This is a genomic window from Streptomyces sp. NPDC001933 (assembly GCF_042890955.1).
In the GTDB taxonomy this organism is placed as follows: Bacteria; Actinomycetota; Actinomycetes; order Streptomycetales; family Streptomycetaceae; genus Streptomyces.
On the sequence record NZ_JBIASS010000009.1, the window covers coordinates 75,104 to 99,299 of the forward strand.

Here is a 24,196-nt window from a genome sequence, read left to right on the forward strand (position 1 = left end):
ATGATTAAGCGCAGCAGGTGCGCCAACCGTTGGAGGTGCTGGACCCGTTGCCCATGCTGTCGACCGCACAGCTGTACATCTGGTCAGCCACGTCGCCACTCGACATGAAATGGACGTCGAGGTCGAGGTCGCTCAGTTCCTCGTCAGCCGCTGCGATGAGGAGATCCGTGCTCATGATGCAACTCCCGTTCATAGTCAGGGCGCGCATGGAAAGTAACGGATATTTCCCGTGCCCGAATGGCCCGTGCTCCTGTGAGGAAGAAATATCTGCTACAGGCTTCCACACCGAACGCCAGAACTTACCGCTCAAAAACCTAAGTGCCGATGATCATGCGTGTCAACAGCCCCTCGAAAGGAAGGAGAGATTCTCTGGACTATGCCCCATATGCGAATATCGATCACGGGGGTTGTATCGGCGGGTACCCGCTCGGGCGGTGGGTCGCCGAGCAACACCGCGCCTACGGGGCTGGGGTGCTGGAGGCGAAGCGTGTGGTGAAGCTGGAGAAGCTCGGGACGGTGTGGTCCGAACAGGAAGCAGCCTGGTCACTTGCTACTACGACCAGCAGTCTGTGGTGGTGTGCGAGGGCGACGAGCACGTGTGGGGGTGGAGACCAGCAGCCGCAAGGTGCTGTGGGACATCTCCGAGGACGACCCCACCCGTAAGGTGCCGACCATCCTGGGCACATTGCACGGTGCCGTCTACGGCTCCGCCCCCGACGGCGTCATCCTCGACGCCAAGACGGGGAAGGACCGGACGACCTTCACAGGCCCACAGCTGTACCTGGTCAACGAGTACGCCGCCATGGACATCGACATGGTCACATATCCCGCCACTGCCTGAGGAGCACGGCTCGGTTCACCACGTCAGCGAGCAGTCGGAGCGGGCGCGAAGTACAGGCTGCTCTTCGTCGACCGGCTCCTGGCCACACTCGTTCACCTGAGACACGGCGCTACCCATGACGTACTAGCCTGCTGGTTCCAGGTGGTCCGGTCAACGGGTGGTGGGGCCTTCCGGGCTCCGGCCGCATGCTGGTGGGCACGGATCGAGGTGGAGTCAACCGAGAGGCCCCAGACGTCGCCACTCCGCTTCTGTCAGATCCCCCCTACCAGTCATACAAGAGTCAACGAATCAGTTGGGCATGGGTGCGGTCAGCACCTTCGATGCCACCATGCCAACTCCGGGTCTGCCATCGGCTCGTGATGCGTTCGCCGAAGGAGCACCACGTCCAGGCGCTCCACCTGCACCCGGAGTTCGCCCGCGGCTCTTGGCGGAAGCATGAACAGAGCATCTTGCAGCTTGTCCCGGGCCCACCCCTCACCACAGCACGGGCAGGTGAACTCGGCCTCCCATTGCCTCCACCGGCGCTTGGTGCCGTGGACGCGCACAGACCACACGCTCAACGCCACTGCCACGATGCCCGGAGACAATCGCTCCCGTTCGAGCACACGGACGGCGGCATTCGCCGCTCCCGACAGACCTGGGACATCGCGATACCGCACCCAGGGTCTTCCCCAGCCGCGTTCCCGCGACCGAAGTGAAGCTGGTCTTCTACGCGGCACGGCCCCTTCGGATGCAAGTCATGGATGGCATCCTCCCACAGCCCAAGATCGGCCGGACAGAACCCAGCCGCGGTAACCGCGTTCACCACCGCGATCGACCAGATCGCCAACGGCGGCACCGTCGTGTACCCCGAGGTCATCCAGCAACTCGTCCGGATCCGAAAAGACCCTCTCGAAGCACTCGGTCCCCCGCGAACACGAAGTCCTCGGCCTGATCGCTCAAGGACACACCAGCAGCACCATCGCCAGCCAACTCTTCATCAGCCCCGCCGCCGTGCACAAACACATCGGAAACATCTTCAAAGCTCGACCTGCCCACCACCACCGACGGACACCGCCGAGTCCTCGCCGTACTCACCTACCTGCGAACCTGACCACCCACACCGACAGCACCGCGGTGGCAGGGGTCGTCTCCCGTCGCCGGGCGGCACGAAAAGCTGGTGGGCATGAAGCGGGGTGACATAGAGTCATCTGTGATGCATGGGGGGCGGGTCGGCGATGACCGGGCATATGGATCCACAACACATCGGTCCGTACACGGTGCTGCGCAGGCTCGGCGGCGGCGGAATGGGTTTGGTGTATCTCGGCGTCGGCGGAACGGGGAGCGCCCACGGTCTCGCGGCCGTGAAGGTGATCCGCCCCGAGTATGCCGAGGACCGGCAGTTCCGGCGCAGGTTCGCCCACGAGGCGCGGGCCTCGGCACGGGTCTCCGGCCCTGGAATCGCGTCGGTGCTGTCCGACGGGGTGGACGAGAATCCGCCGTGGCTGGCTACCGAGTTCGTCCCCGGCCCTTCACTGGGCGAGGCCGTCCGTGCGTACGGGCCGCTGGAGGTGCGCCGGCTCGGTCTTCTCCTGGCGGCGGCCCTGCGGCGGATACATGTGTCCGGACTGGTGCACCGTGACCTCAAGCCGTCCAACGTGATGATGGGCGGCGACGGCCCGGTGATCATCGACTTCGGGATCGCCCGCGCCTGCGAGGACACCCGGCTGACCCGGACCGGTGTCATCGGTACGTCCGGATACATCGCTCCGGAGTACCTGCAGCACGGCCGGTTCGACGCCCGTTCCGACGTGTTCGCGCTCGGCGCGGTGCTGGCGTTCGCGGCATCGGGGCAGTCACCGTACGGGACGGGCCACCCGGCGGCCGTCGATGTCCGGGTCCTGTCCGAGGACCCGGACCTGACGGGTATCGATCCGCCCGTGGCCGATCTGCTGCGCGCCTGTCTGGCCCGGGACCCCGCCGAACGCCCCACACCGGCAGGGCTGGAGACCGCGCTGGCCGGTCTGCCCGGCGGTGCGCCGCCCTGGCCGCCGCCCGCGCTCGCCGCGGAGATCGCCCGCCGGACCAGGGAGGCCGCCGAGCAGGTCAGGTATGAGCCGACGGTGGTGGACCCGGCCGCCGATCCGCTGCACGGCGCCCGGACCCGTACCGCAGCACGGCCCGCGCCGCCGGTGTCGCGACCGCAACCGTCGTCGCAGCGGGGTCCTCGGCCGGACCCGCCCCTCCTGCAGGGCTTTTCTCCGCCGACGGGCTCCGGTCGCCGGCGGCTGCCCCGCCGAAAGCTGCTGCTCGGGCTCGCGGCGTTGTCGGCGACCGGAGCCGGGGCCTACACATTGGCCGGAGTCTTCCAGGAGGAGCAGCCGGACCCGCGGCAGAACTGGCGCTTCGCACCGGGGGGCGAGATGGGCAACGCGACGATGGCGGGTGGCACGCTCTATCTCGGGAGTTACAAGAACAGCAACCTGTACGCGGTCGACGCGGCCACCGGCAGCCAACGGTGGGCCTACACCGCGGATAGCCGCATGGCCGACCGCCCCGCGGTCCTCGGTGGCACGGTCTTCGCGGCGAGCTCGGAGGGCAAACTCCATGCGATCGATGTCGCCAACGGCAGCCACCGCTGGTCCGTACCGCTGCCCAGTCTCGGAGGGGTCTCAGTGGCGGCGGGCGACAAACTCGTTTACGCCCGCGCCACAGACGGCTACCTGTACGGCTTCGACCCCGCCACCGGCCGCCACCGCTGGCGCTTCCAGACGGGGGAGGGCATGCCCACGGGCCGGACCCCCGTCGCGGCAGGCACCGTTTTCGCCATGACCAACAATGGCGTGCTGCACGCCGTGGACGGCTCCACGGGCAGGCCCCGATGGAAATTCTCCGGCATCGGCGACACGACCACCGGCTCGCCCGCCGTCCATGGCGGTACGGTCTGCCTGGGCACTGAGGAGCACTGGGTGCACGCCCTGGAAACCGCTTCGGGCCGGCAGCGCTGGAAGCGCCGGCTCGGGGGCAGCATCAATGACGTCCACGTGCGGGGCAACGCCGTCTACGTCCACTGTCAGGACCGGTTTCTCTACGCCCTGGACGCGGGGACGGGCAAGCAGCGCTGGCGGTGCGAGATCGGTGCGGGCACCGAGGGAGTCGCCGTCGTCGGGAACACCGTCTACGCGGGGAGGTCCCATCCGAGCAAGCTCCTGGCTCTCGACTCCCGTACGGGCAAACCGCGCTGGGAGGTGCCGCTGAGGGATCCGTCCGCCTTGCCGTGGAGCGAGGACGAAGCCCGGATTTCCTCGGAGATCCACATCAGCGGCCGCAACGCGTACTTCACCGCTCTCGGTCTGTACTCGTTCCGCATCGATTCCTGACTCGCCGCGGCTTCGCCGCCCTCCATGCCTCCAGGTCCGTGTACCCCGTGCTATCCCGTCAAGTGCCTCCGTATCCGTACCGGCCCGTCCCGCGCCCGCCGACAATGGCAACGGCGCCCCCACTGTGCAGGCCGGCGAGCGGGGGCGCGCCTGCGGCGGAGACGCAGGATCCGGCGGTGAAGCGGTCGAGACAGGGAGCGACACGATGACCGGCACCGCGGCGCAGTTGCACCGGATGCGGGACCTGGCTGTCCAGATCAGGCATGAACGCGATCCCGGCGCGTTGCACACCCTCGTTCTGGCCTGGGCGCGGGGTCACGGCATCGCCCCTGCGCTTGGCCTGCACCGCCTCCCGGTCCGCGTCGTCCAGGAAGAAGTCCCGCTCCAGATCCGCCCGCGAGGGTCTGCGCAGGGCAAGCTGGTGCGCACCAATATCTGACCGGGGCGGTAGCCGGGTGGCCCTGCCTACGTGGGGTTCGCGGTTGCTGCTGGGCCTCAGTCGGAAGCCGGGTGGGGACTGTGGGATCGCAGTTTCGGGTCCGTCACCCCGCCCGGGCATGCGAGCGGGTCGATCGGCCATCCGGCGCGCCGGGCACCGGCCCGGTACGCGCTCTCGTAGAAGGCGAGTACGGCGCCACGCGGGTCGGCATCGGCACGGACTTCGTCGTACGGCAGTACGGCCAGGTGGCTGTCGTTCCGGGCGACCCAGTGCGCCGCCGCGGGCTCGAGCGGCTCCTCGGCCAGATGCTCCGGCTCCGGAGCGGTGTAGGAGTAGAACGCGGGCGCGGGGAAGGTGTCGTCCCCGAACCAGAAGCCGAAGCTGATCACCTCCCGGGAGTATGCCTCCCGGGTGACGGGGTCCACCTGCTGAGGCTGCTCGATGTGACGTTCGGAGAACCGGGTGTGCGCGATGTCGAAGGTGTGCCAGAAGTGGTGCACCGGGCTCACCTTTCCCGAATACCCTGCGGCGAATTCCTCCAGCACCGACGCCACCTGGCTGAGGACCCGCCAGTAGCGGTTGGCCTGCGCGGGCTCGTATGTCGCATGTTCGGCGTCCTCGGCGAACGGCCGGGCGGAGTCGGGCAGGTCGAAGGGCCTGGGCACATCCAGCCGCACCCGGATGCCCAATGCTGCCAGCGACTCCATGACCGCGTCGTGGAAGGAAGCAACGGACTGACCGACGAGCGGAAGGGAGATCTCCCGGCCGTCCAGCGTCGAGATGACCAGCCGATGCGCGACGAAATCGAAGTCCATCGTGAAGATCGGATTGCCGTCGACCTGCCCCATCGGGCGCGTCGTGATACCGCGCCCCGCAAGGTGGAACGGGACATTCCACCAGTGGTTGCGCCGGGCACTGGCGGCGAGACGGATCTTCCCGACGATCTGCGCGAAGCGGTGGAGCGTCTCCTTGGTGTCCCGCCACTCGGCGAGCGGGATCGGCGGGAACAGATCCATGGTCATCACCCTTCCCTGGCCTTGCTGAACGGACCCGCACCGTCCGGTAGTCCTGGCGCGTCCCTTCCCGTTACCGGGGTCGCTTGCCACCCTCCCCGGCGTTTCCCGGATCGGGCTGCCCCACCTTCACCAGACCATCGCGGCGGTCTGACGGACGAGTGCGTACGTCCCAAGGCATCGCTCGGGGCCGTGGCGAGGCTCGCACCGTCCTTCCAGTAGGAGAACAGTACGGTGGCCGCGGGCAACTCACTGGCCATGACACGGCGGCCCTGGAACGTCATGCGTGGCCGATGGTGACCAGAACATCGTCAGCCAGCGTTACCGCCCTCCGGCCAGCTGTCCCAGACGCCGGCAGTAGCCGGCAATAACGCCCCGAGCACCCGGCAGATCCGCTTGACGTCGAAGTCGGCGCGGTTTTCGGAGATGAAGTCCCAGCGGCGGGAGCTCACTTCGCCTCCCGAGCGAAATGGGCGGCTGCCCGGCACAGGATCTCGCGCTCCAGCTGCCACTCCTGCTCGGCCTTGAACAGCCGGGCGTTCACCACCCGCAGCCGAGCCAGTTCCTCGGCCACGCTCACGCTGCCGTCGCGGCCCCCGGGCGAGGCCCCTCCCTGGACCGTCGAGATCCATTGTCAGGGTGTCCACTCCACAGGATCATCCTCAGAGTGCGTTGAATGCTCACGGTCACACGTTGAGTGTGGACGGCGTGTTCGGCGCGCGTACCGGTGATCGTCACCGACACCGCGTCGTACAGTGACGTCGTGTTCGGGCTGCTCACGCTTTCCGGGTTCGCGTACGCGCCGCAACTGGCGGATTTGCCTTTCGTACGGCACCACATCAACATGCTGGGCCGGTACTCCTTCCAGCTTCCCGACCTGCCCGGCGGACTGCGGCCCCTACGCGATCCAGACGCCACCGACCAGTGACGACGTTCCCGGCCTGATGCACCTGCTTCGTGTATGACCCGAGGCCCGGATCCCATTCCCCGAGCCTGCCACGTCCTGCTCATCGCCGGCGCGCTGAAACTCTGTGCCGGTGCCGGTACCACAGTTGATCCCAGCACCGTGGGGACGAAGTGGCGTTCATGTGGCGCTACTTCGTCTTCAGCCGATGCGCCGTACGCCGCGCCCACCACGCGCCGGCAGCGGCAACCAAGACCTGCCACAGCAGCTGTGGGAAGCTCCAGGACTGCCCACCTGCCACCGCGAGACAGACCGGTAGCAGCAAGCAGATCGCCACGAGCGGACCGCGTCCGTACCAGAAGGCAGCCTGCCACGGGCCGGTGTTGCCCATCGGCGTGTCCACCCCTATGAGCAGGTTCATCGGCATGACCCCGCGGTACGAGCTCACCAACGCGGCCGTGACGAGCGCGGGCACGCACGCGGTCAGAGACGCCATCGAGCCGACCGGAGCTCCGGCCAAGACGCACACGGCCGCTCCCGCAGCTACGCCAACCAGCAGCACTGCCAGCGGAACGACGGCGTGCAGAAGTGCCAGCGTGCGAAAGCTCCACCCCAGGTTGGTCGAGCGGCGGACATCGTCGCTCTCCAGTCGCGCCGGCTCAGTCAGCTGAGCGGCGGCCAAGTAGAGCGCCACAAGGGAACCGAGAACGGCCAGCAGCCGCGGCGCCGCCACGAGGGAGGAAGCGCTGGACACTCCGCCGAGCGCGAGCACAAGCCACACAAGCGCCCAGCCGAGCCTGCGGGGATGGCGCAGCAGGCAGCTGAGATCGCGCCACGGGACCAGCAGACTCGCGTGCCGGGGGATGGGAAGCCGCATCAGCGGTACGGAACGCCGCGCCCGAAGGGCAGGCACTCCCGACCTGGCCTGCCGCAGGTCGAGCATGAGTACCGAGGCTCCCACCCGCGCGGCAACGGTCGCCCGGAGTCGCAGTGCGGACTGCGGAATCCTGGGAAGCTCCCGCACACTCAGCAGCAGACCGAGTACCGCGGCACACAAGGACAGAACCGATCCGACGGCCGCTTGCGGACCCACAACTCCCAACGCCCACAGCAGTGGCTGAGCGGACCATCCCCACGGGCCGGACCACAGCAGCACCTGCGCGAGCCAGTGGATCTCCCACCCGCGCCAGGAGAGGACGGTGGCGACGGCCGCAGCCACAGCCACGGCCCAGCCGGCTGCGAAGAGGGCGCCGGCTCGTCGTGCCAGGACTACTGCATGCCGTTCCACCAGTGCGCCTACTGCGCACGACACGAGAGCGACACAGACGCCTGATACCGCTCCCGCGGCAGCCAGCAGGGTCCACGGGCGGGCCGAGATGTCCTGCAGCAAGAAGCCGGCGAGGGCGCCGACGGCCGCGCCGACAACGGACCACAAGACGGCGGAGGCCCGCAGTCCGGGCAGCAGCAGGGCGCGGCGGCTGACCCTTGAGGGCAGCAGCAGATGGACGGTGGGCCCGTCCAGGACCACCGGTCCCCGCCACATCGCCCCACGGGCCGAGAGAAGCAGCACGAGAAGCAGGACCGTGGGCACAAGGAACAGTGACACCTCGGAGGCGAGATCCGACATCCGGGCCGCGGAACCGTCCGCCTGCACCGTTCGTGACCAGACGATCAGGGCCGGCACACCCCAGAAGCCACCGACCAGGACGATCGTGTAGAGAACGAACCAGAAGCTGCGGCGCTGCTCCTCACGCGAGGATGAGCGGGCCTTGTGCAGGAACCGCAGCGCCTCGAGCGCCGAGTCCTCGGCCATCGCGGCGGGGGCGGTGTTGGGTCGCGGTGGCGCCGCCCTGCTCGGCCGGCTCATCGGCCCGACTCGCGGTCCACCTCGGCCATGGTTCCGGATCCGAGCTCCACGATGTGGTCGGCCGCGTCGTTCAGTACCTGGTGATGGGTGGCCATCAGGACCGCCGTTCCACTGTCGCGGTGGGCGGCGATCAACTCCGCCAACTGCCGCCGGGCACTGGAGTCGAGACGCTGTTCCGGCTCGTCCAGGATGAGCAGGTCGTGCGGCCTGACGAAGGCGGCTGCCAGAAGCAGTGCCTGGGTCTGCCCGGAGGAAAGCGCGGACGGCACCTGGCTCGCTTGGGCTTCGAGACGGTGTGCCGTGAGCACCCGCTCCACCGCGGCCTCAGCAGCGTCCCCCATGCCGTGAGAGAGCGCAACCAGCTGCAGGTGCTCGCGTACGGTCAGGTCTGGATAGAAGGCACCTATATCCATGGCGGACGCCACGCGCCTGCGAACCTCGGAAGAGTCCTCGTCGATGGGCTGCCCGTCGAATAACACGGACCCCTCAGTGGGAGTGTCGCGTCCTGCGGCGATGCGCAGCAGCGTGCTCTTACCGGACCCGTTCTCCCCGACCAGCGAGATGCATTCCCCCCGGTGCAGGCGAAGACTCACGCCGTCGAGCACGACGCGGTCGCCGTACGTCCGCGCAACATCGTTCAGTTCTAGCAGAGGCGCACTCTGGGCCTCAGCTGTAAGTTGTTTCATTGTGCGGTTGTCCCTCGATGGCTCAGCCGATAGTTGCTTGGTTCAGTGAATTTCGGATTCAGGCGACCCTGGCTCCCGCCTTTTGACCCACGCAGACTTTCACTGCTCTCGCGGAAGAATGCTGAGCTGGTGGCCCGCTCACGCCCCACCAGCGTCACGTCGATCATATGAACACCGGTTCTGGGCCTCGTTGCAGGAGGCCTCACGACGCTCATCATGTCCGTTCTGCTCGCACGAATCTTGAAGATCAGTGAGCTGCGGAGAACGCGGCTGTCGTTGCGCCGGCGGGCCAGCCGGTGTCGGTGGTGATGGCCGGGTTCAGGACCGGGAAGGCGTAGTAGACGATTCCCCAGCTGGTGATCTGTGTGACGCACAGGGCCGGATGTACGGCGCGGGGCCGCGACCGGTCCCCTGTTCCGGTCGCGGCCCTGTGGGCGTCGAGTTCGGTCACGGGCAGCAGCCACCGGCCTCGGCCGGTGCGCCCGCGCCTGCTTCGGCGATCGGCGTGTCCGCTGCCCGGTTTCCGGGTCCGTGGCGTGTACCACCTCGCCCACGCACACATCGCGGATGGCCTTGTGCGAACCGTTCGCCATGTTGAGCCAGAACCGAGAGTCGTGGACTAAGCCGGCCGCTGGAGGGACCTGGTCGAGGTGATGTCCCATGCCGCCGGGGCGCGCGAGCAGTTGGTCGCCGAGGAGCGAGCCGGGCCGGACGGCCCGGCTCGTCAGTCCGTTTCCCGGAGAGCATCAGTCCGTTTCCCGGAGAGCAGAGGAATTACGCGAGCCCAGAGCTGAAAGGGAGCATCAGCGCCGAGTCCGTGTGGACCGTGATGTGCACTGGCGTGAAGGTGGTGGCGTCCACCGGCGATTCCCCGGTGCCGGTATTTCGGGCGTAGCGCGGATGGGCGCCTCCGCTGATCTGCCAGCGTATGCGGTGACCCGCGGCAAAGCGATGGGCGGTGGAGCTCATCGGCACGCTGACCTGCGAGGGCGTATGTCCAGTCGTTCGAAGTCGGCCCAGCCCGTCACAGACGTTGACTGAGCGGCCTTGTGCGTCCACGTCGCACAAGCGGGTGAAGACATCGGCGTACCCGGTGTCCGTGGAGATGCTCAGCCGTGCGGAGACCTGGCCCAGGATGTCCATGGGCTCGGTCAGCGGTGGGCCGGTGAACGTCAGGACATCGTCTCGGGCCTCCAGGCTGCTGTTGTCGCGAGGGCCGGCGGTGCGGGAGAGCAGCGGGCCGCCGATGGACGGGGTGGGGTCGGCCGGGTCGTAGCGGAACGTCGTCAGTGGTGCGGAGTCCGTGGGGGTCTGCTCGGTGAGGTGCCCGCCCGGGGCGGGATACCACGAGGTGGCAGCAAGGGCTGGAGGCCAGTTGTCGAGGTCCCGCCAGGTGTTCTCGCCGCCGATGTGCACGCGCACCCCGGTGGGGCGCAGGCCGGATGGGTCGGCGCACAGGTGGGCACGCAGCCAGGCGAGGCTTTCGGCGAACACCTCTGGCCATCCCCGCTGCAGGGCCGAGGTATGGGTCCAGGGGCCGACGAGCAGAGCGGTCTCGCATCCGGCCTGACGCAGCCGGTCGTACTGCTCGAAGGTCTGGTCGGCCAGTGCGTCGTGCCATCCGGTGATCAGAGCAGTGGGCACGCGGAGCCGCTCTGCCGAATCCGCCAACGACGCGCCGGCCCAGTAGGCGCCCTCGGCGTCCGGGTGTGTCATCACGTCGTCCAGCCAGGGCAGTTCGTCCCCGAGGACGGACTTGTACGCACCGCGCAGGGGCTGGGCGGTGGTGACGGCGCGCAGGCCGCGTTGCAGGCGAAGCGTCGCCCTCAGGAAGGGTGACATGCCCTGGTGCTGGTAGGTCATACCCGCGCCGACGGCGAGGGCGTTCTCCAGGCGCAGCGCACCATCCGCGTAGAACAGGGCGAAGGGATCGTGCAGCCCTACCTGCACCACCATTGCCTTGAGTTCCGGCGGCGGGTCCAGGGCGAGGGCCCATTGCACGTAGCCAAGATAGCTGGGGCCCACCGTTCCCAGTGTTCCGTCGAACCAGGGTTGCTCGCGCAGCCAGGAAATTGCGGCCCGGCCGTCGGCGACCTCGTTGCGCCACAGGTCGAACGCACCTCCCGAACCGCCGGTGCCGCGGCAGCTCTGCAGAACCACGTGAAAGCCCTGTTCGGCGAAGAGCAGGCCGTACTGGGGAGACCATGGCAGGCCGCGGCCATAAGGGGAGCGGACCAGGAGAGTCGGGAAGTCGCCCTCCGTACGTGGGAAGTAGTGGTCCGTGATCAACGGGCTTCCGTCGGCGGCCGGCACCACCAGCCCCGGTTCCCACCCGGCCTCGTGCCGTTTCGCCGGCAGGCCTCGCCAGGTCGCTCTCATCATCCGTGAGGACAGCGGTGGCTTTCCGGCAGGTGGCACCCATGCCGGTCCGGCTACGGCGTCGGGCGTTCGTGATGGCATCGTTCCCCTCCTCTATTCTCGTACGATGTACGAGAATAGAGGATGCTTGGATGACCTTCGCAAGAGCCGTCTTGGAAACAGGGGAAGGAGCGCGAGACCGTGCCCAGTGACGGAAGGTCGGGCGCCGCGGGCGCCGACCCCGAACAGCTCTGGCTGCGCACCACCGAACCGCGCAGGGGCCGCAAGCCCTCCTTCAGCCGGGAAGCGGTCACTGCGGCAGCCGTCACCTTGGCGGACACCGAAGGCCTCGACTCGGTCACCATGCGGCGGGTGGCCGCCCAGGTCGGAGCCGGCGTCATGTCGCTCTACAGCTATGCCCCCGACAAGGAGACACTGCTGGAACTGATGGTCGACCACGTCAGCGGCGAACTCACGGTCACGGACCCACCCAGTGGTGACTGGCGTACAGACCTGAAGACCATCGCCCACCTGCAGCGCGCCCACATGCTGCGGCACCCCTGGCTGCCCGCCGCCTTGTCCACCCGTCGGGTACCGGGCCCCAACACTCTGGCCTTTCTGGAACATGCTCTCGCCGCCTTGCGGCCCACCGGGCTGGACGGTGCAGCAAAGCTGGAGGTCTTCGCCCAACTCACCGCATTCGTGGCCGGACACGTCGCTCACGAGATCACGCAGGCCGCAGCGTCACAATCCCCGGGCCGGGTCGCAGCCGAAGCCCGCTACCTCGCCGCTGTCGCCGCCGACGGCCGTCACCCGGAACTCGCCGAAGCCCTTTCCGCCGCCGGACGCCCGCTCACCGCCGAAGCCACCTTCGCCCGGTTCCTGGGCCGCCTGATCGACGGTCTCGACGCCGGCTGATGCCATCCACCTGCGGATACGCCCTGTCCACGGCATCTCCCAGAAACAAGCCGTCGGCCCTGTGCTCTCGGCGCGAGTGCAGGCGGGCCGAGGTCGCACTCCGGGCCGGCATCACGCTCGAGGGTGTTGCGGCCAGGCCGTGTTCAAGAAGGTGCTGATGTGATGGGTGGGCCGTCCGGGAATGTCGCGGGCGGCCATCCAGACCGTGAGGTCGCGGGCGATCCGATCGATGCTGCTCTCGGTGACGACGTCGTGCTCGCGGCGGTTGGTGTCGCGGCGGACGACTTCGTAGCCGCCTTCGTCCAGGACCGCGACAGAGGTGAACCAGGACGGATCGTCCTCGTCGGGCTGGATGACGACGAAGGTGTTGTCCAAGTCGTCGAGGTCGTCGAGGTCGTCGAGGTCGTCGAGGTCGTCGAGGTCGTCGATCAGCATGAACAGCGCGTCCTCGGACGGGTCGTCGACGCGGTCGCCGCTCTCGCTCTCGGCCCGGTAGTACGCAGCCCCCATTGGCCCTGCCTCCCCTCAACCCGCTGACCTGATCGCGGCCAGAATGACACGCGGGGCCGACACTTCCGGCAGGTCACAGCCATTCGTTGACAGCGGCGATGAGGACGGTTGCTTCGAAACGGACCGCGAGCTTGTCGAACCGGGTTGCCACCGCCCGGTTCCGCTTCAACCGGTTGATGCCGCACTCGACCGCGTGCCGGGCCTTGCAGTCCTCACGGTCGAAGACCGGAGGCCGCCCGCCAGACCTTCCCCGGCGCCTGCGGTGGCCGGCCTGATCGGCAGGTTCCGGGATCGTGCAGCGGATACCGCGTCGGCGCAGGTAGGCGCGTTTCTTTCGGGACGCGTACGCCTGACGGGAAGCGAACATCGGCGGTAGCTGCCGTTCTGGGGGCTCCCCAGTCACTGCGACCGGCGCGGTGCGATTCCCCACGGCCGACGGCGACGTCGTCGTTCAGGGCGAGGACCTCGGACGCTGGGTGAACGCGCAGCGGTCCGGATGGGAACAGCTTCTGCCTGTACAGCAGTGGATCCTGGAGAACACTCCCACGATCACACCGGCCCAGGAAGACGAGCGGCCGGTGAAACGGACACAGGACACGAAGTGGGCACGTTCGTCGGCAGTCTCTGACACCACCCCCTCCTCGGTCCGTCAACGAGCCGTTTCATGCCGCACCCACATAGCGGTTCATATGCCATATTACGCACGTAATCCTGACGAAAGGTAAGTCATGAAGATCGCAGTCATCGGCGGTACCGGGCTGATCGGGGCGCAGGTCGTCAAGGATCTGAACGCCGCCGGACACGAGGCGGTACCGCACTCGAAGTCCACCGGAGTCGACGTCATCAGCGGCCAGGGACTGGACGAGGCGGTGGCGGGAGCTGGCGTCGTCGTCAACCTGACGAACTCCCCGACCTTCGACGAAGCGTCCCCGGCCTTCTTCCGGACCTCGATGGACAACCTTCTGGCCGCGGCCCAGAAGGGCGGCGTCGGCCACTTCGTCATCCTCTCGATCGTCGGCACCGACCAGGTCCCGGAGCTGGACTACTACCAGGCCAAGACGCTCCAGGAGAAGATCCTCGCGGCCGGGCCGATCCCCTACTCGATCGTCCGGGCCACGCAATTCATGGAGTTCATGGACGCCGTTCTGTCCTGGACCACCGACGGCGACACCGTCCGGCTGCCCGCCACTCCGATCCAGCCGATCGCGTCCAAGGACGTGGCCAGCGCGGTGGCGGAGGTCGCCGCGGGCGCCCCGCTGAACGGCATCCGCAACATCGCAGGCCCCGAGATCTTCAGCCTGGACAAGCTGGGCCGGATCACCCTCTCCCACAAGGGCGACAACCGCACCGTCGTCACCGACCCCACCGCCGGCATGTTCGCCGCCGTCAAGGGCGACGTCCTCACCGACAAGAACGCGCACCTCGCCCCCACCCGCTACACCGACTGGCTCTCCTGACATCCCCGCCTCCCGCGTGTCCTGTCCCAGCCGGCAGTCCTTCCGTTGCGCGCGCCGGGTGTCGCGCCTTGAGCCGGATGGGGATCCTGCTGCGGTCCCCCGATCCCAGGTCAGGCGGAGGGCGGGGGACTCGCATGCAGCCATTCGGCCCCGCCGGGATGGACGCGCCACGGCTCTCGGGGTGGGACGGGCCAGTGGAGGTCGCAACGGTCGACCGCCGGCATGGTGCTGTGATGCGCCGATGGGGTGGGCCCAGCCGTCCCGGATTGTCACTGAGTGGACAGGCGGAACAGATGAGGGAGGCAGACGATCTTGGATGTCTATGAGGCGGTCACGAGCCGACGGGCGGTGCGCGGGTTCAGCGCCCAGCCCGTTACGAGGCAGGTGCTGGAGCGGGTCCTGTCCGCCGCGGCTTGGGCACCGTCCGGATCGAACGTCCAGCCGTGGTGCGCCTACGTGGTGATCGGTAGGCCGCTGGCCGAGCTCAAGAGGCGCGCCGGTGAGCGCGTGGCGGCAGCCGACCCCTGGGACGAGCGGGAGTACGAGATGTACCCGCCCGCACTGAAGTCTCCGTACCATGAGCGCCGATCTGCCTTCGGCCATGAGCGCTACAGCGCACTTGGTGTTGAGCGCGAGGACTGGGAGGCGCGCCAGAGGGCTGCTGCCGCGAACTGGGACTGCTTCGGCGCGCCCGCCGCCCTGTTCTGCTACATCGACCGCGATATGGGCCGGCCTCAATGGTCCGACGTCGGCATGTATCTGCAGACCGTCATGCTGCTGCTGCGCGCCGAGGGGCTGCACAGTTGCCCGCAGATGGCGTGGTCGGTGTATCGCAAGACCGTCGCGGAGATCCTGTCACCACCGGACGAACTCATCCTCTTCTGCGGCATGTCGATCGGGTTCGAGGACGCCACGGTGGGTTGCACCCGTACGGGCCGGGCGCCGCTCGACGAGACCGTCACATTCGTCGAGGGGTAGATTGGCGACTGCGTGAAGATCACGGTCGGCCGGGACGCGATCCTGATCGGCGACGACACCAGCTTCCTGACTCGATCGCGAACTCACACCCCTGAGCTTCCAACTGGTCAGCAGGCCCTTCTGCGTGAGCGATGCGTGAGCGGATGGCAGAGCACGAGTCGTCATAAGACGTCATCTCAATTGGTGAGTGCGCCTCGGCGAGTGAGAGCCAGGTGCTGTTCGGTCCAGGCTCAATGGCTTGACCGTGATGTGAGACTTGCAGCATGGATATGGGGCGTGAGTCGCGGTGGGAAAAGGACGCAATGACGGTGGAGATCGTTTTTGCTCTGGTGACTGCCGTCGTGCTGGCTGCGGCGGTCTTTGCCGTCGCTCTGGCTCTCGCGCTGGCTTTTGGCGTCTCCGGTCCAGCGGGGAAGGGCACGTTGGTGGGGGGTGCGCTGCTCGGAGCGGCGGCCGGAGTGTGGCGTCTGGTGCGGGTGCTGCGTCGGTTCGACGCACGGCGCCGCAGAGGTCACTGACTTCGGGCCTCTTCCTTGGGGTCGGTAGCCTGCCGGCGTGGGGATTGTTCAGCGGCTGGTGCCGGATGAGTTGTGGGAGTTGTTCCAGCGTGTGGTGCCGGAGGCACCCTCGCGGCCTCAGGGTGGCGGTCGGCGTCGGCATGGCGACCGTGGGGTGCTGGCGGCGATCGTGTTCGTGGCAACCTCTGGGTGCACGTGGCAGCTGCTGCCCGCCGCGCCGTTCGGGCCGTCCGGGGCTACGGCGCACCGCCGGTTCACTGAGTGGTCGAAGGTCAGGGTATGGGCGAAGTTGCATCGTCTGGTCCTCGACGAACTCGGCTCCCTCGGTGAGCTGGACTGGTCGAGGTGCGCGATCGGCTCGGTGAACATGCAGGCTCTGAAACGGGGGACCTGACGGGTCCGAACCCTGTCGACCGGGGCAAGTACGGGTCGGAGATCCATCTGATCACCGATCAGACTTGTCTGCCCCTGCCTGTCGCGATCTCCGGCGCCAACGTGCATGACAGCCAGGCCCTGATCCCACTTGTGAAGGGCATACCTCCGATCTGCTCCCGCCGTGGCCCTCGGGGCGCCGACCCGGCAAGCTCCACGCCGACAAGGGCTACGACTACCGCCACCTGCGGCAATGGCTTTCGCGGCGCGGAATCCGGCACCGCATCGCCCGCAAGGGCGTCGAGGCTTCGCAGCGGCTCGGACGGCACCGCTGGACCATCGAGAGGACCATGGCCTGGCTCGCAGGCTGCCGCCGACTCCACCACCGCTACGAACGCAAGGCCGAGCACTTCCTCGCCTTCACGAGCATTGCCTGCACCCTCATCTGCTATCGCCGCCTGAACACGTGCTCAACCCGTCACTGAATGCAGCACTATGGCTCGGGTGAGCAGAACAGAGCAGTTGCAAACCGCGCCCCGCCTCTGGGAGGAACACCTCCGTGCCGTGTTCCCGGCCGGTCTGCGTGGCGCAGAACTGGCAGGCGTCGACATGGTACTGCTCGACGCGAGCATCGCGGCTTCTAAACCCATCCCTCGTCGAGATAGATCGTCCAGGCGTCTCCCACCGCCTTGTTCAGTTCGACAAAGATTGCAACGTCCGCGATGACTGCCGGTGCGTCGGACAGCCGCAATGGGGATCCCGGGACACCGTTCCGGGTGTAGGTCGGCAACTCGCCGTTACAGTCGAAGGCGTGGAGCGACAGGGGACGACGGTCGAACCACCCGGAGCGGTGTTCCTCCGCCCACGCGGCTGCGGCGTCAATGCGGTCCACATGCGCCAGCAGGTGCTCGGGGGCGCGACGAGACGTACGCCGGGGAACGAGCTATCCACCGTCGTTGCCATCGCGCAGGGAATGGATCATGCTCTGCAGGATCCGGAACGCCCCTGACTGCTCGGTCTCGGTCATGCCGGCCAGCATTCTGACCTCGACGGACCGGACCGCTACGGTCGCCTTCTCGAGGCTCCGTCGGCCGCGAGGCGTGAGCCGCGTGGGAAGAACCTTCCCGACGGGTGCCTCCGCAGGCCTGGTCACGTAGCCATCTCGTTCCAGGGCCTGGAGCAGCACGTTCATCGACTGCCGTGTCACGAACGCGCCCCGCGCGAGCTCGGAGTTCGACAAGCCCGGTCGTTGAGCCAGCAGCTCGAGGCAGGAGTAGTGCGTCACGCTCATCCCGAGCGGCCGCAGTACTTCCTCCATGGCTGCGCGGAGGGCGCTCGAAGCCTCTTTCAGCAGGTAGCCCAGTGACGTCTCCAGGTCGACGCCGACACCGTCTTGATTCATGTCAGTATTCTGACATAGATTGAGCTGTGTCAGAAAACTGACATGTAAAGAAGGAGCATTTCATGCCCGCCACCGGCCCCGACTTCATCTCGCTCCAAGCGCGCGACCTCGACGCTTCGCAGGCGTTTTACGAGCAGTACCTCGGCCTCGTCCGCTCGCAGGCCGGACCTCCGCACGCCGTCGTCTTCGAGACGAAGCCGATCGCGTTCGCACTCCGCGACGTCGTTCCCGGCACCGATCTCGCATCCGTTGCCCAGCCCGGCATCGGTGCCGCGATCTGGCTCCACGCCACCGACGTCCAGACCATCCACGATGCTCTCGTCGCCGACGGTCACACCATCGTCTCCGCACCGATCGACGGCCCCTTCGGCCGGACATTCACCTTCGCCGACCCCGACGGCTACCGAGTCACTCTCCACGACCGCGCCTGATCGGCTCAACGCCACCGCACGATCACCGATCCCCAAGGACCGCGGTTGCGCCGCGCTGGAGCATCAGCTCCTCCACCTCACGGAAACTGAGCGGGAACCGGAAGTGCAGCCACACGCAGTGCGAGATGACCTCGACCGGGTGCCGGTGCCCCTTGTACGACGGCGGTGCACCCACCACGGACGGCTCCCCCAACGTGATCAGCCCGAAGATCATCCCACGGGCCAGCCAACGTGGCGGCGCCGATCAAAGGCTTCCAGGACCTAACCGACTCTCGGATGGACGAGGCCGCGGGTCAGGCGTTCTGGACCTGCTGGGCACGGGCGGCGATCGTCGAGACCCACTGCTCGAACTCCCTGGACCAGCCCGAGTCGTCGGGCACCGGCTCGTATTCCGGCTCGACGAGGACAGTGCCGACGCAGAGCACGGCGAGGGCTGTCGTCTCATCGAGGTCGAGGTTGTGTTGGGTGATCGCGGCGCGCTGGTCGCCGAGCGCCGGGAAGGAGATCTCCCTCGCCTCGTTGACGCCCGGCCGGGTTTCCTCGTAAACCTTCGCGGTCAGCGCCGCGCTGGGGCAGGACCGCACCGTGAATTCGGCCCGGACCGTCCTCGCGCCGCCGCCGTTCCAGTTGTTCGTGGTGAAGCGCGCCTGGGCCGCAAGCACCCGTTCCCCCCGTCCTTGCCGGCCGCGAGGGACCTGGATCTCTCCCAACCGGAGGGCATGCTCGTCAGGTCCGGAACGACCTGCTTGACCTCGCCGGCTTCCAGGGCTCGCACGGCATGGCGGGCGCTGTCGCCCTGCGATGGAGCTGCGCGACACCTGGCTGCCAGTGATCAGCAGGCTGCCCATGGCCTCCAGCGTGGACTGATGCCCAGGTCGTGGCAGGTCTGGCGCCAGGTGTTCTTGGTGTAGGCCCACCGGGCCGTGGTGGTGTGGCCGACCCGGGAACATTCTGCGGCCCGCCGCAACGGCCAGCCGACTTCCACGACGCACCGGGCCAGACGTAGCCGGCCCGTCGGAGTCAGCGGGGCATTACGGTGGGACACGCGGGCTTCCTGGCGGTCGGCGGTAGATGTCGCAATCCACACCGAACCCAGAAGGCCCTCACCCGTTCAAGCACCCAACACGCGTGTCACCAACGTTCCGGGACAACACACCTAGATGTTGCGGGTCATGACGTTGTTGACGGGCCCGATCTCGACTCCGCCGGGTCAGCTCGCAGTGATTCGTGACTTCTTGACCTTGTTGCCGCAGGTGTTCATGGAGCACCACCGGCGGTTGGCTCCGCGGCTGGTGTCGAGAAACAGCCCCGCGCATCCGGGGCCTTCACAGTTCTTGATGCGGCCACGGTCGGGGCCCCCGAGGATGCGGATGGCATCCGTGGCCAGGACCCCGAGGGCGTCACTGACAGGGGCCGTCTCCGTCAGGTGCCATCCTGCGCGTTCGTGTTCCAGCGCAGCCTTCGCGTGCCCAGCGGCAGCGATCGTGTTGAGGGTGCGGACATCTTTGGGTTCCGGCTGTTCACCCGCGGCAATCGCCGACCCGATTCGGTAGATCGCCTCGCGCAGTTCGACGGCGCCCTCCAGATCGGCCGGCGACACATCTGGAACGCCGAGCCCCGTCGCCCCCAGCCACATCTTCAGCCGTGCGGTATCGGTCAGCCGCTCCCTCGGCGTCCGGCTGGCGCGATCGCTGATGGTGGCGGTGAACCGGAACGCCAGGACCTCGTTGTCCATCCGGAACACACGACGTACGTCCTCGGTCATTCCAACCTCCGCAGTGAGCAACAACACGCGCCAAACCGCTTCAGACGGTTCGTTGCGATCATAACTCCATGGCACCCTTGAACCGCTTCAGACAGTTCAAGGGAAGAGGTACTCGGCGTGAGCAGCATCGCGGTCATCGGTCTGGGAGCCATGGGGAGACCCATTGCACGCAACCTCTTGAAGGCCGGCCACGACCTCGTGGTGTGGAACCGCTCCGACGGGCCCGCGAGCGAACTAGCCGCAGTGGGTGCCCGTCGTGCCGCCTCGGTGACCGAGGCCATGCACTCGTCCGTGGTCTTCTCGGTCCTGTCCGACGACCGGGCCGTCGCTGAGACGTTCATCGACTCCGGTGTCCTCGCTCAGACCCCGGGCGGGACTGTTCACGTCAACCTCGCCACGGTGAGTACGGGCCTGGCTCGCCGGGTCGGCGCAGCGCACGCCGAGCATGGCGTCGGATATGTCGCGGCACCGGTCTTCGGCCGTGTTCCGGTCGCCGAAGCCGGGGCACTCAACGTCCTTGCGGCCGGTGAGCACGCGCTGCTCGACCGCGTGCAGCCGTTCTTCGACGTGATCGGCTCGCGGACCTGGAGACTGGGCGACCGTCCGGAGCAGGCCAACATTGTGAAGATCCTCGGGAACTACCTGATCGCCTGCGCGATCCAGTCGCTGGGCGAGGCCGTCAGCCTCGCGGAGGGCGCCGGCGTCAACTCCGGGCAGTTCGTCGAGCTGCTGACCTCAACGCTCTTCCCGGGAGCCGTCTACACCGGCTACGGGTCGATGATCGCTGAACGGCGCTACCAGCCAGCCGGATTCACCACAGTCCTGGGCCGCAAGGACCTCCACCTCGCACTCGATGCAGCGACCGACCAAGGCACTCCTCTCCCGATCGGTCAACTTCTGCGGGCTGTCTTCGATGAGGCCATCGCCGGCGGTCGCGGGGCGGATGACTGGGCGGTCATCGCGGAACAGCAGCCGCGGTGACCACCGACGACCAACGGCGCGGGCCAGACCCGGGGCAAGCTCGCCCTCAATCCCTGGCGCCAAGACCGTCTGTGCTTCATCGCAATGCTCCGCTGTCCCCCGAGGGGCGGCTGCGCCTCGTGCAGCGTTGTCAGCACCGCCCGATCGCCCACGTGGCGGCCGAGATGGGCGTCTCCCGCGCATGCGCGTCGAAATGAGTCAACCGCTACCGTCGGCACGGTGAACTCGGCCTGCTGGACCGTTCCTCAACACCCCGATGCCAGCCGACGGCGACGAGCTCTGACGTCGTGGCCAGGATCGAGGCACTCCGCCGTGCCGAGAAGTGGTCGGCAACCCGGATCGCATTTGAGCTCCAGGCCGAGGGGATCTCGCTCAGTCGCCGCACCGTGTCGCGGCATCTGCTCGCCCTCGGCCTGAACCGGCGCCGGTTCATCGATCCCAGCGGCGACACGAACCGGGAACCGCGGAAGATCACCGCTCGCCGTCCGGGACACATGGTCCACATCGACGTGAAAAAGGTCGGCAGGATCCCAGACGGTGGTGGCTGGCGAGTCCATGGACGCGGGAGCCACCAGGCCAAAACCGTCGAGCGACTCAAGAACAAGGGCGCACGCTCCTGTCCCGTAGCCGTGAGGGCTGGGCGTCGGTCGCCCCGGACTGGAGGCCGGCCCCCGCGCCGCAACGCGGCGGCGAGTTGGTGCCGTCCATCCAGGCCGCGGTGGAATTCGCTTTCACCCCCTTCGAGCTGAATCACCCCGACCCGTTCGGCGCCACCGTCGCGCTGATGGAAGAAGGCGGCTACAGCGTGCACCTGACCGATGCGTTCGCCCGCTGACCTGCCCATGGCACGGAACTTCGACGACGACGCGCCCCGCCGCATTCAGGACGCGAACAAACTGGCCCTCGCCCGCCAGCGGGAGGCCGACGAACAGATCTACGTGGTGACCACCAACTTCGTCATCGAGCCCAGGAAAAGCTCGCCCGGCGCCGACGGCTGGACCACATCTGGCGGGCCCGGGCGGCCGTCAGCCGGCTGTCCTTGAGTCCTGCTCCTGTGACTCATGCGGAGGATCAACGAGAGGGTGGACCGGCTGGGCGATCCAGGGCATACACCGTGACCGGGCTGCCCTGCAGCTGGTCCTCGCGACGCGGCGAGAATCCCAGACGCTCGGCCACCCTCACCGATGCCTCGTTGCCCGGCCGCATGAGAGCCGTGAAGTAGTCGTTATCAAGTGTGGCAAAACCCCAGTCCAGGCACGCTTGAGCGGCCTCGGTCGCATACCCGTGCCCCCAGTGATCCGCTCGGAGGGTCCAACCCAGTTCCACTTCATCGAACTGTTCCCAGTACTGCAGACCGCTTCGACCGACGAATGCGCCGCTCGACTTGGACTCAATGGCGCACAGACCATGGCCTCGTTCATCCCACTGCCGCTCGATCCCAGTGAGTCGTTCCAGCGCTTGTCGCCGCGAGAAGGCTCCGACGAAGCGGTTGACCTGCGGGTCGGCATGAAGTTCGACGAAATCGTCGAGGTCAGAAACACGAAGTGGTCGCAGGAGCAACCGCTCAGTCTCGATCATGCGTCCGAGCGTAGATCTCAGCGTCAACCGAACCGACGCAGTTTCAGCCACATCACCGAGCGTGAACGCACCACAAGAAGTGGACCAGAGCCCCAGAACGGACAGCAGACGCTCACCACCTTGGGAGGCACCGAGCCGTCCCGAGACGAGAATCGAACGCTCTGCCTTCCTGGGCGTACCGACGAAGGCTGTCCTTCAGGCGTTCTGCTGTTGGGTGAAGGGCCCGTACAGGGCTGCCCATTGCAGGAGCAGGACGGTCTTGCCGTCGGTGATGCGTCCGTCGCGGGTCATGGCGAGGGCCTCGGCGAAGGGAAGCTCGAGGACCTCGATGTCCTCCCCTTCTTCCTCGAGTCCTCCACCTGTGCCGAACCGGTCGGCCGCGGTGTAGGGGGCGGCGAAGAAGTGGAGGCGCTCGGTGACGGAGCCTGGGCTCATGTAGGCGTCGAGCACATGGGTGAGCGGGCCGAGTCTGACGCCGAGTTCCTCGGCGCTCTCGCGGCGGATTGCGGTATGCGGGTCCTCCGAGTCGAGCAGTCCGGCCGCCGCCTCGATGAGCATGCCGTCGGGGTGGCCGTTCGCGTAGGCCGGGTAGCGGAACTGACGGGTGAGCAGGACACAGCCGTGTTCGGTGTCGTAGGGCAGGACGACGGCACCGTTGCCGCGGTCGTAGGTCTCACGCTGCTGGGTCTCCCACCGTCCGTCGCGGCGCCGGTAGTCGAAGGTGGTGCGGCGAAGGACGTGCCAGCCCTGGGAAGTGAGTTCGACGTCGCGTATCCGGACGTCGGGGTTGCGGTCGAGGTCGCGTCCGGCGAGGTGGAGACCGGTGCGCCCGCGGTGATCGGGGGTGTCGACACCCGGGCGGCTCGTCACACTGTCTCCCGCGGGTTGCCGTCGGTGCCGGAGCGGTACGGGCCGGCGATCAGGATGAGCAGGGGCTTGTCGATCATGATGGCTAGAATACATGCAGAATCGTGCAAGAACAGGAAGGAACGTGAATGCTGGCTGCTGAACGACGTGAGTACCTGCTCGATCTGCTCGCCCGCGCGGGAAAGATCGTGGCCAAGGATGTCGCCGCCGACCTGGGCATCTCCGAGGACAGCGTGCGGCGCGACCTGCGGGACCTCGCCGCAGAGGGGCTGTGCCAGAGGGTGTACGGCGGCGCGCTGCCCGCGTCTCCCGCAGTGGTGGATTACGACGCCCGGCAGACGGTGGCCCGGGGCGGCAAGCGGAAGGTTGCCTCAGTGGCCGCCGCACTGGTGCGGCCCGGCAGCTCGGTGATCCTTGATGGCGGCACCACCGCCCTAGCCGTGGCGCGGGCGCTCCCGAAGGAGCTCGCCTGCACTGTGATCACCCACAGCCCGACGATCGCCACCGCTCTGATCGACCACCCACGGGCCGAGATCTTCCTGCTCGGAGGGCGCGTCTTCAAGCACTCGGCGGTCACCTGCGGCGCCGCCGCGGTCGAGGCCGCGCAGAACGTCTCCGCCGAACTCTGCCTGCTCGGCGTCACCGGCGTTCACCCCGTGGCCGGACTGACCACAGCAGACGCCGACGAGGCGGCGATGAAACGCGCCCTGTCCGCACGGGCCGCGGACACTTACATCCTCGCCTCCTCCGAGAAGATCGGGACGGCCTCGCCGTACCGCGTCCTGTCGTGGGAGAAGATCACCGGGCTGATCACCGACGCCGATCCCCACGACACAGTCATCGAGCAGCTCAAGACACTCGGCGTGGAGGTCCTTGTAGCCAGATGAAAAGCCGAACCCAGGTTCTCGGACGGGCAGAAGCGCCCAACCGCGCGGCCGTCGTGCTCGCCGAC

27 protein-coding genes and 8 pseudogenes are annotated in these 24,196 nt (G+C 67.6%); 18 read left to right on the plus strand and 17 right to left on the minus strand.

All coding sequences use genetic code 11. From position 1 onward, the window contains the following. Positions 1-4: 4 nt before the first annotated feature. Positions 5-175 carry a hypothetical protein gene (locus ACFYY7_RS22535; protein ID WP_177328114.1) on the minus strand — a complete coding sequence of 57 codons (171 nt, stop codon included), beginning with the start codon at positions 173-175 and terminating at the stop codon, positions 5-7. Positions 176-330: 155 nt separating this feature from the next. On the opposite strand from ACFYY7_RS22535, the gene ACFYY7_RS22540 reads away from it, so the two are divergent. The 6 genes and pseudogenes from ACFYY7_RS22540 to ACFYY7_RS22565 all read left to right on the plus strand — a co-directional run bounded on the left by ACFYY7_RS22540 (position 331) and on the right by ACFYY7_RS22565 (position 4,639). After that, on the plus strand, positions 331-663 hold the full coding sequence (locus ACFYY7_RS22540) for a helicase associated domain-containing protein (RefSeq protein ID WP_388664211.1): 333 nt from the start codon (positions 331-333) through the stop codon (positions 661-663). Continuing rightward, positions 605-841, plus strand: coding sequence for a hypothetical protein (locus ACFYY7_RS22545; protein ID WP_388663860.1), 237 nt, complete (start codon positions 605-607; stop codon positions 839-841). The genes ACFYY7_RS22540 and ACFYY7_RS22545 overlap by 59 nt, the downstream gene beginning before the upstream one ends. Positions 842-937: 96 nt before the next feature. After that, a complete protein-coding gene (locus tag ACFYY7_RS22550) occupies positions 938-1,201 on the plus strand; it encodes a hypothetical protein (RefSeq protein WP_388664212.1) in 264 nt (87 codons plus the stop codon). Positions 1,202-1,632: 431 nt separating this feature from the next. After that, positions 1,633-1,934 (plus strand): annotated as a pseudogene (locus ACFYY7_RS22555) (response regulator transcription factor); the annotation flags it as partial. A 124-nt stretch (positions 1,935-2,058) separates the two neighbouring features. Next, positions 2,059-4,200 carry a PQQ-binding-like beta-propeller repeat protein gene (locus ACFYY7_RS22560; protein ID WP_388663861.1) on the plus strand — a complete coding sequence of 714 codons (2,142 nt, stop codon included), beginning with the start codon at positions 2,059-2,061 and terminating at the stop codon, positions 4,198-4,200. Positions 4,201-4,405: 205 nt separating this feature from the next. Then, positions 4,406-4,639 carry a hypothetical protein gene (locus ACFYY7_RS22565; protein ID WP_388664233.1) on the plus strand — a complete coding sequence of 78 codons (234 nt, stop codon included), beginning with the start codon at positions 4,406-4,408 and terminating at the stop codon, positions 4,637-4,639. A gap of 56 nt (positions 4,640-4,695) precedes the next feature. Here ACFYY7_RS22565 and ACFYY7_RS22570 read toward each other — a convergent pair whose 3' ends face one another. Further along, positions 4,696-5,655 carry a DUF5996 family protein gene (locus ACFYY7_RS22570; RefSeq protein WP_388664214.1) on the minus strand — a complete coding sequence of 320 codons (960 nt, stop codon included), beginning with the start codon at positions 5,653-5,655 and terminating at the stop codon, positions 4,696-4,698. A 371-nt stretch (positions 5,656-6,026) separates the two neighbouring features. Further along, a pseudogene (locus ACFYY7_RS22575) lies at positions 6,027-6,223 on the minus strand (IS3 family transposase); the annotation flags it as partial. Between the two features lie 147 nt (positions 6,224-6,370). Here ACFYY7_RS22575 and ACFYY7_RS22580 point away from each other — a divergent pair. Then, positions 6,371-6,580 (plus strand): annotated as a pseudogene (locus tag ACFYY7_RS22580) (Tn3 family transposase); the annotation flags it as partial. A 166-nt stretch (positions 6,581-6,746) separates the two neighbouring features. Here ACFYY7_RS22580 and ACFYY7_RS22585 read toward each other — a convergent pair. From ACFYY7_RS22585 to ACFYY7_RS22600, 4 genes and pseudogenes are all read right to left on the minus strand, one after another. Next, positions 6,747-8,423: a hypothetical protein gene (locus tag ACFYY7_RS22585; protein ID WP_388663863.1), complete on the minus strand. Its 1,677-nt coding sequence runs from the start codon at positions 8,421-8,423 to the stop codon at positions 6,747-6,749. Further along, positions 8,420-9,028 (minus strand): ATP-binding cassette domain-containing protein, encoded by a 609-nt coding sequence (locus ACFYY7_RS22590; protein ID WP_388663865.1) that lies wholly within the window; start codon positions 9,026-9,028, stop codon positions 8,420-8,422. The genes ACFYY7_RS22585 and ACFYY7_RS22590 overlap by 4 nt, the downstream gene beginning before the upstream one ends. A gap of 334 nt (positions 9,029-9,362) precedes the next feature. Continuing rightward, positions 9,363-9,560, minus strand: a pseudogene (locus ACFYY7_RS22595) (MFS transporter); the annotation flags it as partial. A 323-nt stretch (positions 9,561-9,883) separates the two neighbouring features. After that, positions 9,884-11,569, minus strand: coding sequence for a CocE/NonD family hydrolase (locus ACFYY7_RS22600; RefSeq protein WP_388663867.1), 1,686 nt, complete (start codon positions 11,567-11,569; stop codon positions 9,884-9,886). A gap of 99 nt (positions 11,570-11,668) precedes the next feature. Between ACFYY7_RS22600 and ACFYY7_RS22605 the strand changes: the two genes are divergently transcribed. Continuing rightward, on the plus strand, positions 11,669-12,385 hold the full coding sequence (locus ACFYY7_RS22605) for a TetR/AcrR family transcriptional regulator C-terminal domain-containing protein (RefSeq protein WP_388663869.1): 717 nt from the start codon (positions 11,669-11,671) through the stop codon (positions 12,383-12,385). Between the two features lie 111 nt (positions 12,386-12,496). Here ACFYY7_RS22605 and ACFYY7_RS22610 read toward each other — a convergent pair whose 3' ends face one another. Beyond that, entirely contained in the window at positions 12,497-12,895 is a 399-nt protein-coding gene (locus tag ACFYY7_RS22610; protein ID WP_388663871.1) for a hypothetical protein, read from the minus strand. Positions 12,896-12,968: 73 nt separating this feature from the next. Then, complete coding sequence (locus ACFYY7_RS22615) at positions 12,969-13,262, minus strand: hypothetical protein (RefSeq protein ID WP_388663872.1); 294 nt, start codon at positions 13,260-13,262, stop codon at positions 12,969-12,971. 361 nt (positions 13,263-13,623) lie between these two features. On the opposite strand from ACFYY7_RS22615, the gene ACFYY7_RS22620 reads away from it, so the two are divergent. The 4 genes and pseudogenes from ACFYY7_RS22620 to ACFYY7_RS22635 all read left to right on the plus strand — a co-directional run bounded on the left by ACFYY7_RS22620 (position 13,624) and on the right by ACFYY7_RS22635 (position 16,705). Further along, on the plus strand, positions 13,624-14,352 hold the full coding sequence (locus ACFYY7_RS22620; protein WP_388663874.1) for an SDR family oxidoreductase: 729 nt from the start codon (positions 13,624-13,626) through the stop codon (positions 14,350-14,352). Positions 14,353-14,664: 312 nt separating this feature from the next. After that, positions 14,665-15,330: a nitroreductase gene (locus ACFYY7_RS22625; RefSeq protein WP_388663875.1), complete on the plus strand. Its 666-nt coding sequence runs from the start codon at positions 14,665-14,667 to the stop codon at positions 15,328-15,330. Positions 15,331-15,593: 263 nt separating this feature from the next. Beyond that, entirely contained in the window at positions 15,594-15,848 is a 255-nt protein-coding gene (locus tag ACFYY7_RS22630) for a DUF6332 family protein (RefSeq protein ID WP_388663877.1), read from the plus strand. 43 nt (positions 15,849-15,891) lie between these two features. Beyond that, positions 15,892-16,705 (plus strand): annotated as a pseudogene (locus ACFYY7_RS22635) (IS5 family transposase). Positions 16,706-16,860: 155 nt separating this feature from the next. On the opposite strand, the gene ACFYY7_RS22640 reads toward ACFYY7_RS22635, so the two are convergent. Then, positions 16,861-17,112, minus strand: a complete 252-nt coding sequence (locus ACFYY7_RS22640) for a hypothetical protein (protein ID WP_388663879.1) — start codon at positions 17,110-17,112, stop codon at positions 16,861-16,863. 51 nt (positions 17,113-17,163) lie between these two features. Next, on the minus strand, positions 17,164-17,622 hold the full coding sequence (locus ACFYY7_RS22645; RefSeq protein WP_388663881.1) for a MarR family winged helix-turn-helix transcriptional regulator: 459 nt from the start codon (positions 17,620-17,622) through the stop codon (positions 17,164-17,166). A 62-nt stretch (positions 17,623-17,684) separates the two neighbouring features. Between ACFYY7_RS22645 and ACFYY7_RS22650 the strand changes: the two genes are divergently transcribed. Next, on the plus strand, positions 17,685-18,053 hold the full coding sequence (locus ACFYY7_RS22650) for a VOC family protein (RefSeq protein ID WP_388663883.1): 369 nt from the start codon (positions 17,685-17,687) through the stop codon (positions 18,051-18,053). A 49-nt stretch (positions 18,054-18,102) separates the two neighbouring features. Here the strand turns inward: ACFYY7_RS22650 and ACFYY7_RS22655 are convergent. The 4 genes and pseudogenes from ACFYY7_RS22655 to ACFYY7_RS22670 form a co-directional block, all read right to left on the minus strand. Continuing rightward, positions 18,103-18,267, minus strand: a pseudogene (locus ACFYY7_RS22655) (IS6 family transposase); the annotation flags it as partial. Between the two features lie 79 nt (positions 18,268-18,346). Next, positions 18,347-18,715: a hypothetical protein gene (locus ACFYY7_RS22660; RefSeq protein ID WP_388663884.1), complete on the minus strand. Its 369-nt coding sequence runs from the start codon at positions 18,713-18,715 to the stop codon at positions 18,347-18,349. A 248-nt stretch (positions 18,716-18,963) separates the two neighbouring features. Beyond that, positions 18,964-19,098: pseudogene (locus tag ACFYY7_RS22665) on the minus strand (IS481 family transposase); the annotation flags it as partial. Between the two features lie 165 nt (positions 19,099-19,263). Continuing rightward, entirely contained in the window at positions 19,264-19,818 is a 555-nt protein-coding gene (locus tag ACFYY7_RS22670) for a CGNR zinc finger domain-containing protein (RefSeq protein WP_388663886.1), read from the minus strand. 117 nt (positions 19,819-19,935) lie between these two features. Here ACFYY7_RS22670 and ACFYY7_RS22675 point away from each other — a divergent pair, with 117 nt between their 5' ends. The 4 genes and pseudogenes from ACFYY7_RS22675 to ACFYY7_RS22690 all read left to right on the plus strand — a co-directional run bounded on the left by ACFYY7_RS22675 (position 19,936) and on the right by ACFYY7_RS22690 (position 21,842). After that, positions 19,936-20,799 carry an NAD(P)-dependent oxidoreductase gene (locus ACFYY7_RS22675; protein ID WP_388663888.1) on the plus strand — a complete coding sequence of 288 codons (864 nt, stop codon included), beginning with the start codon at positions 19,936-19,938 and terminating at the stop codon, positions 20,797-20,799. A gap of 71 nt (positions 20,800-20,870) precedes the next feature. Continuing rightward, positions 20,871-21,416, plus strand: a pseudogene (locus ACFYY7_RS22680) (helix-turn-helix domain-containing protein); the annotation flags it as partial. Between the two features lie 80 nt (positions 21,417-21,496). Then, complete coding sequence (locus ACFYY7_RS22685) at positions 21,497-21,634, plus strand: hypothetical protein (RefSeq protein ID WP_388664235.1); 138 nt, start codon at positions 21,497-21,499, stop codon at positions 21,632-21,634. Further along, entirely contained in the window at positions 21,618-21,842 is a 225-nt protein-coding gene (locus ACFYY7_RS22690) for a hypothetical protein (RefSeq protein ID WP_388663890.1), read from the plus strand. The genes ACFYY7_RS22685 and ACFYY7_RS22690 overlap by 17 nt, the downstream gene beginning before the upstream one ends. A gap of 28 nt (positions 21,843-21,870) precedes the next feature. Here ACFYY7_RS22690 and ACFYY7_RS22695 read toward each other — a convergent pair whose 3' ends face one another. Both ACFYY7_RS22695 and ACFYY7_RS22700 read right to left on the minus strand, forming a co-directional pair. Continuing rightward, on the minus strand, positions 21,871-22,377 hold the full coding sequence (locus ACFYY7_RS22695) for a GNAT family N-acetyltransferase (RefSeq protein WP_388663891.1): 507 nt from the start codon (positions 22,375-22,377) through the stop codon (positions 21,871-21,873). A 195-nt stretch (positions 22,378-22,572) separates the two neighbouring features. Beyond that, the gene (locus ACFYY7_RS22700) at positions 22,573-23,247 is read right to left on the minus strand and encodes an NUDIX domain-containing protein (protein WP_388663893.1); all 675 of its coding nucleotides are present in this window, start codon (positions 23,245-23,247) and stop codon (positions 22,573-22,575) included. 125 nt (positions 23,248-23,372) lie between these two features. Here ACFYY7_RS22700 and ACFYY7_RS22705 point away from each other — a divergent pair, with 125 nt between their 5' ends. Further along, on the plus strand, positions 23,373-24,131 hold the full coding sequence (locus ACFYY7_RS22705) for a DeoR/GlpR family DNA-binding transcription regulator (RefSeq protein ID WP_388663894.1): 759 nt from the start codon (positions 23,373-23,375) through the stop codon (positions 24,129-24,131). The last annotated feature ends 65 nt before the right edge of the window (positions 24,132-24,196 follow it).

Bases quoted from the DNA above. Each gene is read 5' to 3' on its own strand.
- ACFYY7_RS22600 (WP_388663867.1), bottom strand. From the start codon at position 11,569: ATGCCATCACGAACGCCCGACGCCGTAGCCGGACCGGCATGGGTGCCA.
- ACFYY7_RS22610 (WP_388663871.1), bottom strand. From the start codon at position 12,895: ATGGGGGCTGCGTACTACCGGGCCGAGAGCGAGAGCGGCGACCGCGTC.
- ACFYY7_RS22670 (WP_388663886.1), bottom strand. From the start codon at position 19,818: ATGACCGAGGACGTACGTCGTGTGTTCCGGATGGACAACGAGGTCCTG.
- ACFYY7_RS22570 (WP_388664214.1), bottom strand. From the start codon at position 5,655: ATGGATCTGTTCCCGCCGATCCCGCTCGCCGAGTGGCGGGACACCAAG.
- ACFYY7_RS22645 (WP_388663881.1), bottom strand. From the start codon at position 17,622: ATGAATCAAGACGGTGTCGGCGTCGACCTGGAGACGTCACTGGGCTAC.
- ACFYY7_RS22690 (WP_388663890.1), top strand. From the start codon at position 21,618: ATGCGTTCGCCCGCTGACCTGCCCATGGCACGGAACTTCGACGACGAC.
- ACFYY7_RS22620 (WP_388663874.1), top strand. From the start codon at position 13,624: ATGAAGATCGCAGTCATCGGCGGTACCGGGCTGATCGGGGCGCAGGTC.
- ACFYY7_RS22540 (WP_388664211.1), top strand. From the start codon at position 331: ATGCGTGTCAACAGCCCCTCGAAAGGAAGGAGAGATTCTCTGGACTAT.
- ACFYY7_RS22535 (WP_177328114.1), bottom strand. From the start codon at position 175: ATGAGCACGGATCTCCTCATCGCAGCGGCTGACGAGGAACTGAGCGAC.
- ACFYY7_RS22630 (WP_388663877.1), top strand. From the start codon at position 15,594: ATGGATATGGGGCGTGAGTCGCGGTGGGAAAAGGACGCAATGACGGTG.
- ACFYY7_RS22705 (WP_388663894.1), top strand. From the start codon at position 23,373: ATGCTGGCTGCTGAACGACGTGAGTACCTGCTCGATCTGCTCGCCCGC.
- ACFYY7_RS22565 (WP_388664233.1), top strand. From the start codon at position 4,406: ATGACCGGCACCGCGGCGCAGTTGCACCGGATGCGGGACCTGGCTGTC.
- ACFYY7_RS22650 (WP_388663883.1), top strand. From the start codon at position 17,685: ATGCCCGCCACCGGCCCCGACTTCATCTCGCTCCAAGCGCGCGACCTC.
- ACFYY7_RS22695 (WP_388663891.1), bottom strand. From the start codon at position 22,377: ATGATCGAGACTGAGCGGTTGCTCCTGCGACCACTTCGTGTTTCTGAC.
- ACFYY7_RS22615 (WP_388663872.1), bottom strand. From the start codon at position 13,262: ATGTTCGCTTCCCGTCAGGCGTACGCGTCCCGAAAGAAACGCGCCTAC.
- ACFYY7_RS22560 (WP_388663861.1), top strand. From the start codon at position 2,059: ATGACCGGGCATATGGATCCACAACACATCGGTCCGTACACGGTGCTG.
- ACFYY7_RS22585 (WP_388663863.1), bottom strand. From the start codon at position 8,423: ATGAGCCGGCCGAGCAGGGCGGCGCCACCGCGACCCAACACCGCCCCC.